Genomic DNA, 15,854 nt, shown 5'->3' with positions numbered 1-15,854 from the left:
CTTATACCAAAGAGGCAAGTTGCTGCTGGGCCGCTTGCATTTGCTGTTGTACTTGCTCTTCACCCATGGCAAGGCCTTCCGCATAGACCACTTCAACGTCACTAATGCCAATAAAGCCCAATACTAATTTTAAGTAAGGGATCTGTAAATCGGTTGCACCATCTTTATGCATACCGCCACGAGTCGTCACGATAATGGCTTTAGTGTCCTCTACTAAGCCCTCTGGACCATTTTCGGTATAACGAAAGGTTACGCCAGCACGCGCAACCAAATCTAACCAATTTTTTAATTGAGTCGGAATAGAGAAATTATACATGGGTGCCGCAACTACCAATACATCGGTGCTTTTCAACTCTGCGATTAAACTATCTGATAACTCAAGCGCTTGTTGTTGAGCAGCGTTTAAGTCTGTCGCCCCCCGTAAGGCCAGTGCAATTTCACCAGTAAGTACCGGTAATGCTTCACTGACTAAATCACGGCTCACCAACTCAGCCCCCTGTTCAAGGTAGCGAGCGTTCAGTTGGTCAATCAGGGCCGATGAACTAGAGTGTTCACCAAGAATACTAGATTTAAGGGTAAGAACTTTTGTCATAGATTAAGTCTCCAAGTGTTGATATCTGGACTTTATCATCAAAATATTAGAATATAAACAACAAAAAATAGCAGTTAAAATCCTATTTTATAGAACAATCAAACATTCCATTAATGAGAAATCGGTATCCATCTCAACCCTGATTCTTCCACTCATTTCGCATCACCTGAGCAGAGACTGCGGCAGCTTCTATTCCGCGCATTTGTCGATATACTAAGAGCAATGAAATAGGCAAAGGATCGACTTGTGGCACTAAAGAGCCCCCATCGTAGCAGTTTTAAAACCAAGCTTTACGACATCATTTTTGGTTATGAGAGTCCTGCGGGAAAATTGTTCGACTTACTGTTAGTCACCGCAATATTTGCCAGCGTCAGTGTGGTTATCTTAGGCTCAGTCAGCCGAATAGAAAACATGTATGATCAGTGGTTTATTAGTATTGAAGTGGTGTTTACAGTATTTTTCACCATTGAATATCTGGCTCGCTTATATTGCTCCCCAGCCCCTAAAGAATATGCCAAAAGCTTCTATGGAGTAGTCGATTTGCTGGCGATCTTGCCCACTTACCTTGCCTTACTCTATCCACCTGCTCAAGTGATGCTACTGTTTCGCCTGCTCAGGATCTTACGTATTTTACGAGTGCTCAAACTGGTTCGTTATGTCAGCGAAGCCAATGTATTACTACGATCGCTATTATTAGCACGGCGTAAAATATTGGTCTTCTTATTTTGTATTTGCCTCATGACCACTATCTACGGCGCATTAATGTATGCCATAGAAGGCCCAGAAAATGGTTTTACCAGTATCCCCAAGGGAATTTATTGGGCTATCGTCACCATTACCACCGTCGGCTATGGCGATATTTCGCCAGTAACGCCCTTAGGTCAAGCCCTAGCTGCATTAGTGATGATTACTGGTTTTTCGATTATCACGGTGCCGACTGGCATCATTGGCGCTGAATTAGTCAACGAAATGCGTAAAGAGCATCAATCAGTCAGCTGCCTACATTGTGAACGTAGTGGCCATGACCAAGATGCCGATTACTGTAAATATTGTGGCGCAAGCCTAAGCAACGAATAAGGGGATAAATGATGTTAATCATCGCAGGACACCGTGGTGCGAAAGGCAGCACCCCAGAAAACACCTTAGCAGGTTTAGATCGAGCCGCCGAACTTGGCTTAGCATGGGTGGAATTTGACTGCTTTTTGACTAAAGACCATCAACCGGTGGTCTTTCACGACGAACATCTGGAGCGTTGTAGCAACGGCCGGGGAAAGGTCGCCGACTACAGCTTAGCCCAATTACAGCACTTAGATGCAGGTTCATGGTTTGACCCACGCTTCGCTGGAGAGCATATTCCCAGCCTGAGACAATACCTATTACACGCCAAACGACTCGGTTTAAAACTCAATCTGGAACTGAAATATCACCAACAGCCCCGCCAACAGTTGGTTGAGGTGGTGCTCTCCGAAATTGAGCATTGTAACTTTCCCTTAAGTGATCTATTAATATCTAGCTTCGACCATCAATTGATGTTGTTCATTCATCACCACGCCCCAGAAGTCGATCTTGCTCAATTATACGAAGATATTCCGGAAAACTGGCAGTTACAGTTGCAAGACATGAATGCCGTGGCCTGCCATTGTGACTATCGTCGGCTCACACCAGAACTAGCAAAACAAATCAAACTGGCAGGTTATCGTTTGTCTACTTACACTGTAAATGAGCCCACCGAAATCACCGCATTACTGCCTTGGCTAGATATGCTTATTAGTGACTTTCCTGAGCGATTTATATGAATCATTGAGTGAGAATCGAGTTGCTGCAGGAAGCGGAACATGAATCAGGTCAGTTTATCAGCCCAACAACAACTGAAACAAGTGATCCTCGATCAAGTATTAGAGTTCCTGCTGAAAGGCGACTGGCAACAACTAGAGATGAGTCATATCGCCAATCATTGCCATATAACCGAAGTAGAACTCAATGACTGCTTTCCCAATCTGCAATCGGTGACCGCAGCAATCAACAGTCGCCTCACCCGTAATTTTATTCAGCATTTAGACCTCAGTAGTCGTGAAAACCTAAGGCTCAGTTGGCTAAATAGTCTCGAATCGCCACGATTTCGAGCCATCGTGCGTTTATTCATTGATGCTTCACAGCAAAATAATATCGCTTGGCGACTAGCCAATGTAGGTTGGAGTCAATTCACCAATCATGTGGCGAGCCAACTAGGCTATCAAGCGGTCAATCAAGACTTACCTTGGTTACTGGGCAAATCGATGCTCAGTTTCATTAATCAGCGTGGTCATATTCGTCTCAAAAGTATCGACAACTAAATAGAAGTCAACAAATCATCAGGGATCAACGAATAAATTGCGGCATGTACTGGTTTTCCGTAGTCAATCACTCGTGAGCGAGCTAGGCATTCAAATTGCGCATTGGCCTTTTCTGCGACCCGACGGCTGGCCCAGTTCTGCTCAGCAATCACCAACTCCAAGCGGTTGAGTTGTAAGGCATGAAAAGCATAATCAGCCATTAATTGAACCGCTTCGGTGGCGAAGCCTGAGCCACTAGCGCTAGCGCGGATCCAATAACCTAGATTGCCCGATCGGTAATTCCATTCCAGCCGATTAATGGCAATAGCCCCCACAAAACGGCCTCCTTTGTTCTCAAAGATCCCCATGTCAAAAGCAATGTTTTTAGCCAGCGCTGCTTGGCTTAAGGCCAGCCATGAACGACTCTCAGAATCAGGATAATCTTCATCCATCCAGTTAAGCCAGCGCTGACCTGACTCAGCGGTTTCACGAACAGCCTCGGCATGAGCCAGCACATCTTCTGGCAAATAGGGTCGGATCAGTAATCGCTTACCTAGCATTCTATCCTCCTATTGGCCAACGCCACTCAATACATACCCAGCAAAGCCTAACCATGACGCCGCAAGCAATAACCAAGGTAACCATCGCCCCTCAGCTCTTGGTTTGCCATTGTCGAGACTAGGTGATTCCTCTTGCTGCGGCGCAACATTGGCTAGTTGCTTTTTACGCAGTTTGTCGGCTTCACGCATTTTAGTCTTATGTTGCTTTTGCGATGCTATCTGCGGTTGCGATAGTTTCAGTAGATACTTTTACTTTACTTGGTTTTGCCACAATGCCTCCCTTTGTTTCAATTACTTTGAACCAAACTTCTCAGCAAGTCCAAACTTTCCCATCATCCTATATATTTTTTTAGCCAGTATCATCGCGATCATTTTTTTAGTCGTGACATCAGCGTACACTGAGGCACTTTTAACTCAGGGAGAAAAACGAATGAACACCCCACTGTTGGGGGCTCAAATGCTACTTGTTGCATTTGGTGCTACCACCTTAGTTCCACTTCTAACCGGTATTAGTCCAAACCTCGCCTTATTAGGTGCTGGTATTGGTACCTTAATTTTCCAACTCTGTACCCGCCGACAAATACCGATTTTTTTAGGGAGCTCATTCGCTTTCATTGGCCCCATTATTTTAGGCATCCAACAGTTTGGCCTGCCAGCCACCCTAAGCGGTTTAATGGCCGCTGGTGTGATGTTTATTATCATTAGCGCCGTAGTCAAAGTACGCGGCGTAAAAATCATCGAACGCTTCTTACCCCCGGTGGTGGTTGGTCCGGTGATTATGGTGATTGGCTTAGGCCTAGCTCCAGTTGCTGTAAATATGGCCTTAGGGAAAACCGGTGATGGCAGTGCAGTATTAGTTGATCAAGATATTGCCCTACTCATTTCTTTAGCCGCTCTATTTACCACCATCGCTGTCTCCATTTTTGCCAAAGGCATACTCAAATTAATGCCAATTATCTGTGGTGTGGTGGTGGGTTATGTTCTGAGCTTGTTTTTTGGCCTGGTCGACTTTAGCGCGGTTGCCAGCGCTGCGTGGTTTGCCCTACCTGAATTTGTGACTCCCGAGTTTAATTGGCAAGCCATCGTGTTTATTGCGCCAATTGGCCTGATTGTGACCATTGAACACTTCGGCGATATTCTGGCAATATCCAACGTGACTGGGAAGAACTTCGTCGAAAACCCGGGCATTCACCGTTCATTGCTCGGTGATGGTCTTGCGACAATTACTGCCGCCAGCTTTGGTGCGCCGCCAGTGGTGAGCTACGGCGAGGTCACCGGCGCTGTGAGCCTACTCAAAACCTACAATCCGGTGATCATGACCTGGGCCGCAGTATTTGCAATCGCCTTAGCCTTTATTGGCAAAACCGGTGCACTATTACTGTCGATCCCCGTTCCGGTGATGGGCGGCATTATGTGTTTGTTATTTGGTGCAATCGCAGCCATTGGTTTAAACACCCTGATCAGCAAACAAGTTGACCTCAGCATTCCTCGCAACCTAGTGATTGTATCGGTGACTCTGGTGTTTGGGATTGGCGGGATGGCAGTAGGCCTCGGCGAGTTCACCCTAAAAGGGGTTGGTTTGTGCGGCATTGTGGCGATTATTCTGAATCTGATACTGCCACAAGAGCCAAAAACAAGCGACAAATAAAAAAATAAACTGAAAAACGAGCTTATTAAAATGAGCTCGTTTTTAAAAAACCTTTCGATCGACTCCAAACTCAAATCAGAAATCGCAAACAGAGAGCAGATAAATGTCTAAAATGAGCTTCAACACCCTCACTATTTGATTCTTAACCCCTGAAAAAACCATAGAAAACAATATAATCAATAAAAATTAAATCACATATGGATTATATTAATTATGAACATTAAATCATTAGTCATTACTGCTACAACTTACAGTTTATTGTTATCTTGTAATGCGATGGCAGGCCAAATAAATTTTGATGACATCATAGGCAGAGGCGTCGCGTGGGAAGCGGACCGATACTTAAATGACGAAGTTTATTTTGCCAGCGATCAAATGTATGCATGGCAAGATCCCTCACCACAATATGGGGGGCAAAATTTAGCCACTAGTGGGTTAACTTATATATATGCCGGCGCAACCAGTAGCGCCACGGGTGCCTTTAGTATTCAATTTTTTAAAAACGGGGACCTCAATAATCCAGGTGCAACAGACAACATTCAGTTTGATGTCATTGATTATATCCAAGAGCAGACGGCTAGCTGGGGATATGAAGCTTTTGATATACAGGGCAACAGCTTATTATCGGGTCTTGGTACAGGCGCTTCGGAGACTGTCAATATCAATCTCGATATCCCCATTATTCATAGCGTAACCTTTACGCCTTCAACTGATACAGATGGAATGGATAGCTTAGCATTCGGAGATGTTGTTTCAGTATCAAATAATCAAGTACCGGAACCTGCGACATTAGCTCTTTTCACTTTGGGTTTAACAGGAATGGTGTTCAGAAGAAAAAGGGCCTGCAAAATGGCAATAAATATATAGTTGGCCTCTTGTAATAGTTATCCTAAAACATGCTCATTTATTGAGTGAAATCATCCCAATTTAGGTGAACAACATTCAACCGTTCGCCCTGCCTTGATTCGGATTAATCCCAATAAACATTAATGTTTACGATAGCAAAAGAGCACTGTAATTAAATGGCAAACACAATCCATTTTTTATGTTTAAACCCATAGCAGCACCACACAAGCGGCAGTTAAACATGACATAGTCAGATTAAAGCGTTGCCTGGCAAGCGGCGCGTTCAGCCAACGTGCGATCAGTTTCCCAAAACTTATCCAAACCGTGGCTGTAATCGGGTTAATCATGAAAAATGATAGGATCAAGGCAGCAATTGATGGCCAGTATTGCTCCCCGGGCAGGGCAAAACTGGCAACTGCTGAAGAACTCATCATCCACGCCTTTGGATTGAGGTACTGAAACCCCAGCGACTCAAAAAAACTCAGTGGTTTACTCATCTGCTGCTGCGCTAACTTCGTTTGCCCCAAGATCCGATAGGCCAAATACAACAGATAGACACTCCCCACAATTTTAAGCCCCCACTGCAAGGGCGGATAATGTTGAAACACCCAACTCAAACCCAGCGCCATTAATATCAACATCGTGGCAAGACCAACCGGGATCCCGGCCATTTGCGGTAGCGTGCGTTTAAAACCAAAATTAGCCCCGGAAAACGTTAATAACATATTATTGGGCCCCGGCGTCCCAGCCATGACCAACGCAAATAACAACATTGAAGTAAAAATTGCAATATCCATAAACTAGCCCCAAAAAATTGAATCGATACAATTTGTGTTTTTTGTAAAAAATATACCCACATCATTGTATTTTCACGCTAACCTAGGGTTGGAAATCAGTCAAAAGGTTTATTGTTATGATGACAATTTGGAAAAAGCTCGCGAGCGAAGATAATAAAGCGACTCAAATCGTAGAACAAGTGAGACAATTAATTGCCGAAGGCAGCTTGGCGCAAGGTGAAAAACTCCCCCCGCAGCGGCATCTGGCGGAGTGGCTTCAAGTCACGGTAGGAACCATTAGTCGCGCTTACGCTCAGGCCGAGCAACAGGGCTTAATCCAATCAAAAATGGGCAGCGGCAGCTATGTCAAACAGCCAAACGATTTTCGTCGGCAGTGGGGCAGCCTGCAGAGCAGTCATCAGCATATTGGCATGTGGCAAAATACTGCCTTTAAGCAGGCCCGGGCTAAATCGCTTTGCCAGCTGATGGAAAACTACAGCCACGCAGGTGAACAGCTGGACCAACTGTTAGATAGCGATGGCAGTCAAAATCTGCTTAGCCAACGAGAAGCGCTGTGTCACTGGACCGAGCAGCAAGGTTTTCACTTTCAAGCGGAACAATTGTTCTTTAGCTATGGGGCACAGCATGGCTTGCAACTATGTCTGATTGCCATGGATTTAGTGGGCGAACGACTACTCTGCGAGTCACTATGTTATCCGGGTTTAATCACGCTGGCCAAGCAACTCAAAATCGATTTGAAAGGCCTGGAACTGGATGAACAAGGGATCTGTCCAGACAGTTTGCTACAGCACATCGAGAAGTATCATCCCAGAGCACTATACCTGACGCCGACCCTGCAAAACCCCAGCGCCGCCATCATGTCTGAGCAGCGCCGCCTAGAAATTATCGAGATTTGCCAGCAACATCAACTCATGATCATCGAAGATGACGTTTGTGGCTTGCTCCCGGAACAGCGTCCGCGCGCCATGGTTGAACTGGCTCCCGAGCAGGTTATCTATCTGAATAGCTTTTCCAAAGGTGCTTTTAAAGGCTTGCGTTTTGCCTACTTACACGCCCCCGTGGCATTGCTCAGTGCATTCAATAGCGCGATCCGCGGTAGTTGCTGGAATATCAGCCCCTTATTGGTGGATATTGCAATTCAATGGATCCAGGCGGGTCACGCCGATCGGGCTCTGCAACAGCAAGCAAGAATGATTAATCAGCGCGCACAACTACTCCATCATCATTTAACTGGCATGGACTATACCTACCACTCTGGGGGCCTGCATTGCTGGCTGCGTTTACCGCCAGGCTGGCACTGTAACACCTTTGTTCAGGCAGCCCGCCAGGCAGGCATAGAAGTGGCCTCCGCCGAACATTTTGTGGTGGATAACCGGTCGGTCCCCAATGCGGTGCGTCTGTCAATAGGCCAGGCGGAGTCGAATCCGCACCTAGCTCAGGCGCTGGCAGTTTTAGTGGACTTGCTCAAAACCGCCCCAGCCCCACCACAACAGATCATTTAGCCTAGTTAACCTTGCATCTGCTCGGGTCTGTACCTAGACTAGCGCATTATCATCGGCTTTCGCCGATGCCCTTTGTATGTAAAGCCGAGACTACACTTTGTTAAGCTATCGCCACTCCTATCACGCGGGTAATTTTGCCGATGTACTGAAACACTTAGTACAACAACGGATCATTGCCTATCTCACCCAGAAAGATAAACCACTGTGCTACATCGACACTCATGCGGGTGCCGGCGCCTATAGTTTAAACAGTCCAGAAGCCAACAAAAGAAGTGAATTCGAAAATGGCATCGGTAAGTTATGGGATGCCGACGACTTGCCGGAGCTGTTAAAAAGCTATCTGAAACTGGTGAATCAATTACATCCCGAGAAAACCCGTCAGTATTATCCGGGCTCGCCGTGGATAGCCAAAATGATGCTCCGCCGCGATGATCGTTTGTTTCTGCACGAACTACACCCCAGCGAACAGGCACCACTGCACAGCCTGTTTCAACGTGATCGGCGCTGTAAGATCCGTCAAGAGAATGGCCACCAAGCTTGTATCGCGTTGATGCCACCGAAGGAACGTCGCGGCCTAGTACTGATCGACCCTTCTTATGAAGTCAAAGATGAATATCAAACGGTAGTCAAAACCCTGGTTGAATCGCACAAACGCTTTGCCTCGGGTAGCTATGCACTATGGTATCCGGTGGTCGAGCGCTTTCGCATCGACAAACTGGAAAAAGCGCTGATCAACAGCGGGATCCGGAATATCCAGTTATTTGAATTAGGCATTCAACACGACAGCGACGAGTTTGGCATGACCGCCAGTGGCATGATCGTGATTAATCCACCCTGGACTTTAATGAAAGAGATGCAACAAGTACTGCCCTACCTGGCCGACACCTTAGGCGAAAACGGCGAAGGCAACTGGCGCGCCGAAATCTTAGCCGAAGAGTAAACGACAAGTCTCCAAGAACAGCCAGCACTTGGCTGCTCTTGGATACAGCGCGAGTAAAAGCTTATTCGTCGGTGAGCTGTGAACATGAACTGCTTAGCTTGGCGCTAACTTCAAGCAAATATTTAACACCAATCCTCAGCTAAGCGCTCACTGTCATCAGCCATGCTTGACTGCGCTCGGCAAGTAACGGCAACTCTGGCTTATATTGCCAATACCAAGCCAAGTCTAACAGCGCCACTGCATTCACTAACAAATCAAACTGAGCGCCGCTTAAACCAGAGAGCTGTTGTAACTGTTGTCGTTGCTGGAGATCGACCGGACAACGCTGAGCAACACTGGCGGCATCCCAGCCTGCCATCGAGCAAGCCGCATATTCCCAATCCAGCACCAACAAACGCTGCTCTGGAGTCAGCAACAGATTATCTAGATGCAGATCGTGATGATTAAAGGCTACGCCACTAGGCCATTGTTGTCGCTCGAGCCATGCTAGAGCTTTAGCCCGCCAGCCTTGTGCCGGTTTGGCCTTCACATCACTAACGTAAGCCTGTAAATACTTCGGCATATCGAAAAAAGGCAGGCCCCGACCTCGCGCTGGTAATTGCTCAAGGATCGCGAGCACTTGTTGCCATAAGGTCGGTTGCTGCCACTGCTGCGCACTAACCACCTCACCAACTTGATAGTAATACAGCAAAAATTGATGACGATAACTTAAAGAATGTAAACTGATTACCCACGGAAGCCCCTCAAGCTGTTGTAATACTTCCCTTTCGCGTTGATAATCCAAGCCGTAGCAAGGCTGTTGTTGATTTAAGCGTAAGACAAGCCGTTCGGTTTCCGTTTCCAGTAACCACGAGTGCTGATGACCGCCGGCCAAACGCTCAATTTTTAACAAAGGGGCGAGGTGTCGCTGCAGGTACCCGTAAATTGACGGGGGCAGCGCATTATCTAACAAATCAACATCCAACAATGGTCCAAGCGCAATCAATAATCAAGGAGTGTAAGATGAAAAAACTGCTATGGCTAGCCTGCTGTGCAATCAGCCTTGTCGGCTTTAATAGCCAAGCTAAAACACCGCTAACAGTCTATACCTACCAGAGCTTTGTCTCTGAATGGGGGCCAGGACCGGCGCTCACCAAAGCCTTTGAAAAGCAATGCGACTGTAGCATTAACTGGGTGGGCTTAGATGATGGGGTTGCCATCTTGAATCGTCTTAAATTAGAAGGCGGACGCAACCAGGCCGACGTAATTTTAGGTTTAGATACCAATCTTATTCCTGAAACAAAGGCACTAAATGCGGTGCAAGCCCACCAACTCGACTTACCTAAACTTGCCATCGATTGGCAAGATAAAGATTTTATCCCCTTCGATTACGGCTATTTTGCTTTCATCTACGATAATGAAAAACTCAAACAGCCACCGACATCGATGGACCAACTGATCAACAACTTCGATGGTACGATTTTGTATCAAGACCCACGCACCAGTACTCCCGGTCAAGGTTTAATGTTATGGGTTAAAGCCCTATATGGCGACAAGGCCAGTTCAACCTGGCAAAAACTACAAGCGAAAACCGTCACCGTGACCAAAGGCTGGAGTGAAGCCTATGGCATGTTTTTAAAAGGCGAAGCTGATCTAGTACTGAGCTACACCACCTCACCGGCCTACCATATGATCGTCGAACAAGAAAATCGTTACCAAGCGGCACAGTTTAGTGAAGGGCATATGCGCCAAATTGAAGTGGCTGCGATTAGCGCCACCAGCAAACAACCACAGCTAGCCCAGCAGTTTTTAAGCTTCTTGTTAAGCAAAGCCGCGCAACAAACTATTGCCACCAGCAACTGGATGTTACCGGTGACAAGCGACCTTGAATTACCCGAAGCCTTCGGTACATTAATCAGCCCGAAAACCCTAACGCTCGACCCACAAACTGTGAGTCAACAGCGTCAACAATGGACTAAAGAATGGCGTAATGCCGTAAGTCAATAAACGAACTTCGGTGTCTAAACTTCCCGCCCTTCTCGGCTACAGCGCGACCACGGTGATCTGTTTGATCGTGGTCGCCGCGTTCTACGGCTTAGCCGAGCAAGCAACAGAGCTAAGTTGGTCAGCCTTTCACGACCCCTACCTTTGGCGAGTGCTACGCTTTAGCCTATGGCAAGCCTTACTCTCGGCATTACTATCCTGTATTGGCGGGGTATTAGTCGCCCGTGCCTGGTTTTATCTACCCAGCAAAACCATCCCATGGCAATTACGTTTAGCCAATTTGTGTTTTGTCAGTCCAGTGATTTTAGTGGTACTAGGATGTGTCGGAAGTTTTGGGCATAATGGGTTTTTGCAACATTTGAGCCCATTTTCGTGGAATATATACGGTTTACCCGGTATTTTATTGGCTCATTGTTTTCTCAATATGCCCTTAGTCGCCCGCTATTGCTACCTGCAACTAAACGATGTCCCCGCCAGCTATTGGCGCCAAGCGAAACAGCTAGATTTTAGTGACTGGCAACGCTGGTGCAATATCGAATGGCCATTGCTGCGCTCCCGCCTCAATGGCTTGTTTGGCTTGGTTTTTCTACTTTGTTTTGGCAGCTTTACCGTCGTATTAGCGTTGGGAGGCGGCCCTAAAAGTACCACGCTTGAGGTGGCAATTTATCAAGCCTTACGCTACGATTTCGACCCGCTCTTTGCACTGCAATGCGCGTTGTTACAATTACTGATTGCTGCCAGTCTTGGCTGGCTCTTGCTCGGGCGAGAACAAAATGACGCGCTCCGCTTGCAACAGTCCTATCTGGAGCCAATGCCTACAAGCGCCCGACAACGCAGCAGCTATCGCCTACTGATTGCGTTCTACTATTTATTTATTCTATCAGTCATTATCGGCATTTTTAGCCCACTGCAACAGTTGAACTGGCAGCAACTCCCTTGGCAATTGTGGCTCAATAGCACCTACTGGTCGCTCAATATTGCTCTGCAAAGCTGCCTATGGGTGCTACTATTAGGCACCGCTTTACTCGTCCAATATGCAAATAACCAACAGCAACAACGCCGGCAACATACCAGTAAATTGCAGGAACTACTGGCATCAATTATGTTGTTAACACCAGCGATGGTGATTACCACAGGGCTATTTTTCCTACTTATCAGCCGCGCTAACATCGACCATTACACCCAATACTTAGTCGCCCTGATTAACGCCTTAATGAGCTTGCCATTTTTTATTCGTAGCATGAAACCAGCACTCAACGATATGCTAAATCAATATCGTAAGTTGAGTCTAAGCTTAGCACTGCCCTTCACCAGTCAGGTGCGCTACCTCGCGTGGCCCCTGCTACGTAAACCACTAAGCATGGCTTTAGGTTTATGCATGGTATTGTCGCTGGGAGATATGGGGGTAATCGCATTGATTGGGAATGTTGATGTGGTCAGCTTGCCGCTGTTACTCTACCAACAACTAGGCAGCTATCAGTATGCCTTAGCCAGTGCCACCGCTTTGATCCTATTACTCCTTTGCGGCGCTATATTTTTATTACTCGATATCAGTTTAGGGCGCAAGCATGTTAAAAATTGAACAACTCACTTGCCTTCGGCAACAGCAACCCTTCACTTATCAATTAACCGTCGAAGCGGGTGAAGTAGTTGCGCTACTAGGTGCCAGTGGCAGTGGTAAAAGTACGTTATTGGAGCTGATCGCTGGCTTTGTCAAGCCGAGTGCAGGCCAACTCACTTGGCAAGAGCAAGACTTGTTAAGCCTAGCAATCGCGCAGCGCCCTGTCACCTCGTTGTTCCAGCAACATAATTTGTTTCATCATCTGAGCTTAGAACAAAACATCGCCTTGGGCATTAGCCCCGCACTCAAGCTCACCCAACTACAACAGCAACAGCTACATGAAGTCGCCTCCAGCTTAGGCATTACGAGTCTGCTCGACAAACGCCCCGACCAAGTCTCTGGTGGACAGCAACAACGTGCAGCCTTAGCGCGTTGCTTATTGCGCCAGCAACCGATTCTATTACTCGATGAGCCCTTTAGTGCCCTCGACCCTGTGCTACGCCTAGAATGCTTAGACTTAGTGAAAGATTTAGCCAAGCAATGGCAATTTGCAGTGCTCATGGTCACTCACCAATGGCAAGATGCGCAGCGCGTCGCTAAACGAGTGGCATTTATAGAACAAGGGCAGACTCGTCAATTCGCCGCAACCGAACACTTAGCAGCGCATCCAGCTAATGCGCACATTGCCCATTACTTAGCCTGCAGCTAATTATCCTAAAGATGAATGACAATTGGCCGATAAATTAGCGGATCAATACAGCATCTTATTCATCGACAAGGTCGCTCTCTATGCAAGTTAATTACAATTTACAAGCCGCCTCATTCGAATCCGTCTATAAAGCTCGAGAACGAATAGAAAATACGGCGCCTCGGCAAACCTTAACCGAATATACGGCGCGGCGACAAATGACTAACCCCGGCTCTGCTGTATTTGGCAATAACGATGTAAAGCCCGGTTTAACCGCAACCCAGCTGCGTGATAGCGATGATGCAAAACAAGCCAATCGTAAACAGATCCGCGAGGCCATGGGCGCCAGTGTCGACCAATCGGCAACCCATATTCGCCTGTATTATCAACACATGGAAGAAAAAGGCACTCGTGGTCCACAACTGCTAGCAAGAGCCTGAAGAGTCAAGGCTCCTGCAAACATACACAGCTCTCTTACCAATAAAAATGATATCGAAAGCGCCAACTAAAACTGGGCAATCTGCTCGCAAACTACGGCCATATGCAGACATAACGCAGGCCGAGTACCGTAGATCATAAAGTAAAAGTTCAAATTCAGTTCTTAAAACAATCATCCCGACTTTCACTTGATAATGATTTGTTTTTAAAGCAAATTACCCCTATTCAATTGCCAACAACAGATCTATTCAAGGAAATAACGCCCCATGTCGGTTCACGTTTTAGATTGCCCAGCGAATCAACTCGGAGAAAGTCCGCTTTGGGACGCAAGCCGCAACCGGTTAATCTGGGCAGATATCAAAGCCAAAAAAGTATGCTTCTATGACTTCACCATCCAGCAGTATTCCGAAGTATTATTGTTTGAAGAGGTTGGTTGTCTCACCTTACATCAATCTGGCGCAATTTTGCTCGCACTAGAAAATCAGCTCGGTTATTTAAGCCCCAACAACCATAACTACGTCAAGCTACAGGAGCTTGAAGCGAACCAAACCAATAATCGCTTTAATGAATCTTGCTGCGACAACTTGGGTCGATGGTGGTTTGGCAGTCAGTCACTTGATGGCCGAGCATCGATTTATAGAATGGACTTAGATGGCTCAGTCAGCCAACAGGTGTCGTCGCTATATACCGTTAACGGAATGGCCTTCGCTCCCGATGGGAAAACCCTCATGTATTCGGATTCGTTCCCGACAGAACAGCAAATATGGCAATGTGCATATGACCAACAAACTGGCCAGATCCTTGATCATCGCAAATTCTTAAATACCACTGATTTGGATTTTAGGCCCGATGGGGCAATGTTTGATTCCCAAGCTGGCTATTGGTTGGCTGGTATTGATTCCGGTAAACTACTCAGATTCGATCTGGAACAACGACGAATTGTTGATAGTTATCAACTTCCCAGTAAGTTAGTTAGCAAATGCTGCTTTATTGGACCTCAACTTAGCACGATTGCAGTGACCTCCATTCAAGATAAGCAACGACAATCATCGGGCCATGTCTACTATTTTGACTCAAAATACACAGGCAGAGCAGCAACTTTATGCCAAGTTAAGCTACCGATTTAGGCAACAAGTACCCGCTCAAAACCTGAGCTAAACAGATATTAATTAGAAGCTGAGCTGCTGCTTAATATCTAAACGATGCGCTAACAAAGTATCTGCGTTATCACCATGTTCAGGATAGTATGCCCAACCCAGCTGGAAGCTATCCAACGACACGCCTTGTAGCTGTTGCTGTAACTGCGAGCTGAGTTTTTCAGCGATGGCGGCAGCAGCGGTTTGACTGGCACCGTAAAGCAAGGCGATTAACTCGCCATCACTAAACTGAGCAATACTGTCTGAACGGCGTAATTGCTGCTGTAATACCTTTGCAACGATGGCACATACCAAAGCGGCATCATCACTTAAATAATGCAGGGTGAGAATGGCGAAAGGCTCTTGATTACGATGACTTAAACGCATCGCCTGAATCAACAGTTCGCGGAATAAAGACGCCGACAGTAAGCCACTTTGCGGATCACGTAACTTCGCTTCATCATTAATTAAAGGGATCGTTAGCGGGAGTACACTCGCCAGTAAGACTTGCTTCCCTTGGATCGCCATTGGCACGCCATGAATACGCAGCCACTCGTCTTCAGTGTGGCAGTAATGGCAAGTAAAGGCGGTATTCGCCGATAAGCTAGCGTACAAGGCTTGTTGAAAAGCACTCCGGCAACGAGAGTCAACCCGTTTTAACCATTGCTCTACTGGTAAGCTTTCCAAATCTTGACCTTGCCAAGGGTATTTTACACTGACTAAACCCTCCGCCGCTTGGAATAACCAATAACCGCTATCATCTTCAACCACCTGATGAAAAAAACCTACTAAATCAATTTCCACCACAACCCATCCTTAATAAGCGGCTAGTAGCTAGAAGTATAGCAAAA

General features: G+C 46.6%; 18 protein-coding genes. 12 read left to right on the top strand and 6 right to left on the bottom strand.

What is annotated here, in order from left to right; genetic code table 11:
* Nucleotide 1: 1 nt before the first annotated feature.
* Complete coding sequence (locus ACRRSY_RS05890; RefSeq protein WP_432464538.1) at nucleotides 2-592, bottom strand: FMN-dependent NADH-azoreductase; 591 nt, start codon at nucleotides 590-592, stop codon at nucleotides 2-4.
* A 246-nt stretch (nucleotides 593-838) separates the two neighbouring features.
* On the opposite strand from ACRRSY_RS05890, the gene ACRRSY_RS05885 reads away from it, so the two are divergent.
* The 3 genes from ACRRSY_RS05885 to ACRRSY_RS05875 are packed head-to-tail and all read left to right on the top strand — an operon-like array spanning nucleotide 839 to nucleotide 2,925.
* A complete protein-coding gene (locus ACRRSY_RS05885; protein ID WP_432454087.1) occupies nucleotides 839-1,669 on the top strand; it encodes an ion transporter in 831 nt (276 codons plus the stop codon).
* An 8-nt stretch (nucleotides 1,670-1,677) separates the two neighbouring features.
* Entirely contained in the window at nucleotides 1,678-2,388 is a 711-nt protein-coding gene (locus ACRRSY_RS05880; RefSeq protein ID WP_432464537.1) for a glycerophosphodiester phosphodiesterase family protein, read from the top strand.
* 39 nt (nucleotides 2,389-2,427) lie between these two features.
* Nucleotides 2,428-2,925, top strand: coding sequence for a hypothetical protein (locus ACRRSY_RS05875; RefSeq protein WP_432464536.1), 498 nt, complete (start codon nucleotides 2,428-2,430; stop codon nucleotides 2,923-2,925).
* Here ACRRSY_RS05875 and ACRRSY_RS05870 read toward each other — a convergent pair.
* On the bottom strand, nucleotides 2,922-3,464 hold the full coding sequence (locus ACRRSY_RS05870) for a GNAT family N-acetyltransferase (RefSeq protein WP_432464535.1): 543 nt from the start codon (nucleotides 3,462-3,464) through the stop codon (nucleotides 2,922-2,924). The two genes, ACRRSY_RS05875 and ACRRSY_RS05870, sit on opposite strands and share 4 nt — an antisense overlap.
* A gap of 9 nt (nucleotides 3,465-3,473) precedes the next feature.
* Nucleotides 3,474-3,653 carry a DUF2956 family protein gene (locus tag ACRRSY_RS05865; RefSeq protein WP_439033348.1) on the bottom strand — a complete coding sequence of 60 codons (180 nt, stop codon included), beginning with the start codon at nucleotides 3,651-3,653 and terminating at the stop codon, nucleotides 3,474-3,476.
* Between the two features lie 241 nt (nucleotides 3,654-3,894).
* On the opposite strand from ACRRSY_RS05865, the gene ACRRSY_RS05860 reads away from it, so the two are divergent.
* A complete protein-coding gene (locus ACRRSY_RS05860; RefSeq protein WP_432464534.1) occupies nucleotides 3,895-5,112 on the top strand; it encodes a uracil-xanthine permease family protein in 1,218 nt (405 codons plus the stop codon).
* A 213-nt stretch (nucleotides 5,113-5,325) separates the two neighbouring features.
* Nucleotides 5,326-5,979: a PEP-CTERM sorting domain-containing protein gene (locus tag ACRRSY_RS05855; protein WP_432464533.1), complete on the top strand. Its 654-nt coding sequence runs from the start codon at nucleotides 5,326-5,328 to the stop codon at nucleotides 5,977-5,979.
* Nucleotides 5,980-6,161: 182 nt separating this feature from the next.
* Here ACRRSY_RS05855 and ACRRSY_RS05850 read toward each other — a convergent pair whose 3' ends face one another.
* Nucleotides 6,162-6,755: a LysE family translocator gene (locus ACRRSY_RS05850; RefSeq protein ID WP_432464532.1), complete on the bottom strand. Its 594-nt coding sequence runs from the start codon at nucleotides 6,753-6,755 to the stop codon at nucleotides 6,162-6,164.
* Nucleotides 6,756-6,871: 116 nt separating this feature from the next.
* On the opposite strand from ACRRSY_RS05850, the gene ACRRSY_RS05845 reads away from it, so the two are divergent.
* On the top strand, nucleotides 6,872-8,257 hold the full coding sequence (locus ACRRSY_RS05845) for a PLP-dependent aminotransferase family protein (protein WP_432464531.1): 1,386 nt from the start codon (nucleotides 6,872-6,874) through the stop codon (nucleotides 8,255-8,257).
* 97 nt (nucleotides 8,258-8,354) lie between these two features.
* Nucleotides 8,355-9,197: a 23S rRNA (adenine(2030)-N(6))-methyltransferase RlmJ gene (locus ACRRSY_RS05840; RefSeq protein WP_432464530.1), complete on the top strand. Its 843-nt coding sequence runs from the start codon at nucleotides 8,355-8,357 to the stop codon at nucleotides 9,195-9,197.
* A gap of 139 nt (nucleotides 9,198-9,336) precedes the next feature.
* On the opposite strand, the gene ACRRSY_RS05835 is transcribed toward ACRRSY_RS05840, so the two are convergent.
* Entirely contained in the window at nucleotides 9,337-10,149 is an 813-nt protein-coding gene (locus ACRRSY_RS05835; RefSeq protein ID WP_432464529.1) for a phosphotransferase, read from the bottom strand.
* Between the two features lie 50 nt (nucleotides 10,150-10,199).
* On the opposite strand from ACRRSY_RS05835, the gene thiB reads away from it, so the two are divergent.
* The 5 genes from thiB (at nucleotide 10,200) to ACRRSY_RS05810 (ending at nucleotide 14,994) form a co-directional block, all read left to right on the top strand.
* Nucleotides 10,200-11,183, top strand: coding sequence for a thiamine ABC transporter substrate binding subunit (gene thiB, locus ACRRSY_RS05830; RefSeq protein ID WP_432464528.1), 984 nt, complete (start codon nucleotides 10,200-10,202; stop codon nucleotides 11,181-11,183).
* Nucleotides 11,184-11,193: 10 nt separating this feature from the next.
* Entirely contained in the window at nucleotides 11,194-12,762 is a 1,569-nt protein-coding gene (locus ACRRSY_RS05825; protein ID WP_432464527.1) for an ABC transporter permease subunit, read from the top strand.
* A complete protein-coding gene (gene thiQ, locus ACRRSY_RS05820) occupies nucleotides 12,749-13,450 on the top strand; it encodes a thiamine ABC transporter ATP-binding protein (protein WP_432454100.1) in 702 nt (233 codons plus the stop codon). Before ACRRSY_RS05825 ends, thiQ begins: the two co-directional genes overlap by 14 nt.
* 80 nt (nucleotides 13,451-13,530) lie before the next feature.
* The gene (locus tag ACRRSY_RS05815; RefSeq protein ID WP_432464526.1) at nucleotides 13,531-13,869 is read left to right on the top strand and encodes a hypothetical protein; all 339 of its coding nucleotides are present in this window, start codon (nucleotides 13,531-13,533) and stop codon (nucleotides 13,867-13,869) included.
* 264 nt (nucleotides 13,870-14,133) lie between these two features.
* Nucleotides 14,134-14,994 (top strand): SMP-30/gluconolactonase/LRE family protein, encoded by an 861-nt coding sequence (locus tag ACRRSY_RS05810; RefSeq protein ID WP_432454102.1) that lies wholly within the window; start codon nucleotides 14,134-14,136, stop codon nucleotides 14,992-14,994.
* Between the two features lie 42 nt (nucleotides 14,995-15,036).
* Here the strand turns inward: ACRRSY_RS05810 and ACRRSY_RS05805 are convergent, their stop codons facing one another.
* Nucleotides 15,037-15,810: a diguanylate cyclase domain-containing protein gene (locus ACRRSY_RS05805; protein WP_432464525.1), complete on the bottom strand. Its 774-nt coding sequence runs from the start codon at nucleotides 15,808-15,810 to the stop codon at nucleotides 15,037-15,039.
* Nucleotides 15,811-15,854: the final 44 nt, after the last annotated feature.

Source organism: Agarivorans sp. QJM3NY_33 (assembly GCF_050870865.2).
Taxonomy (GTDB): domain Bacteria; phylum Pseudomonadota; class Gammaproteobacteria; order Enterobacterales; family Celerinatantimonadaceae; genus Agarivorans.
The sequence above is the reverse complement of the archived record's forward strand: the minus strand, read 5'-3'. Positions and strand labels throughout refer to the sequence as shown.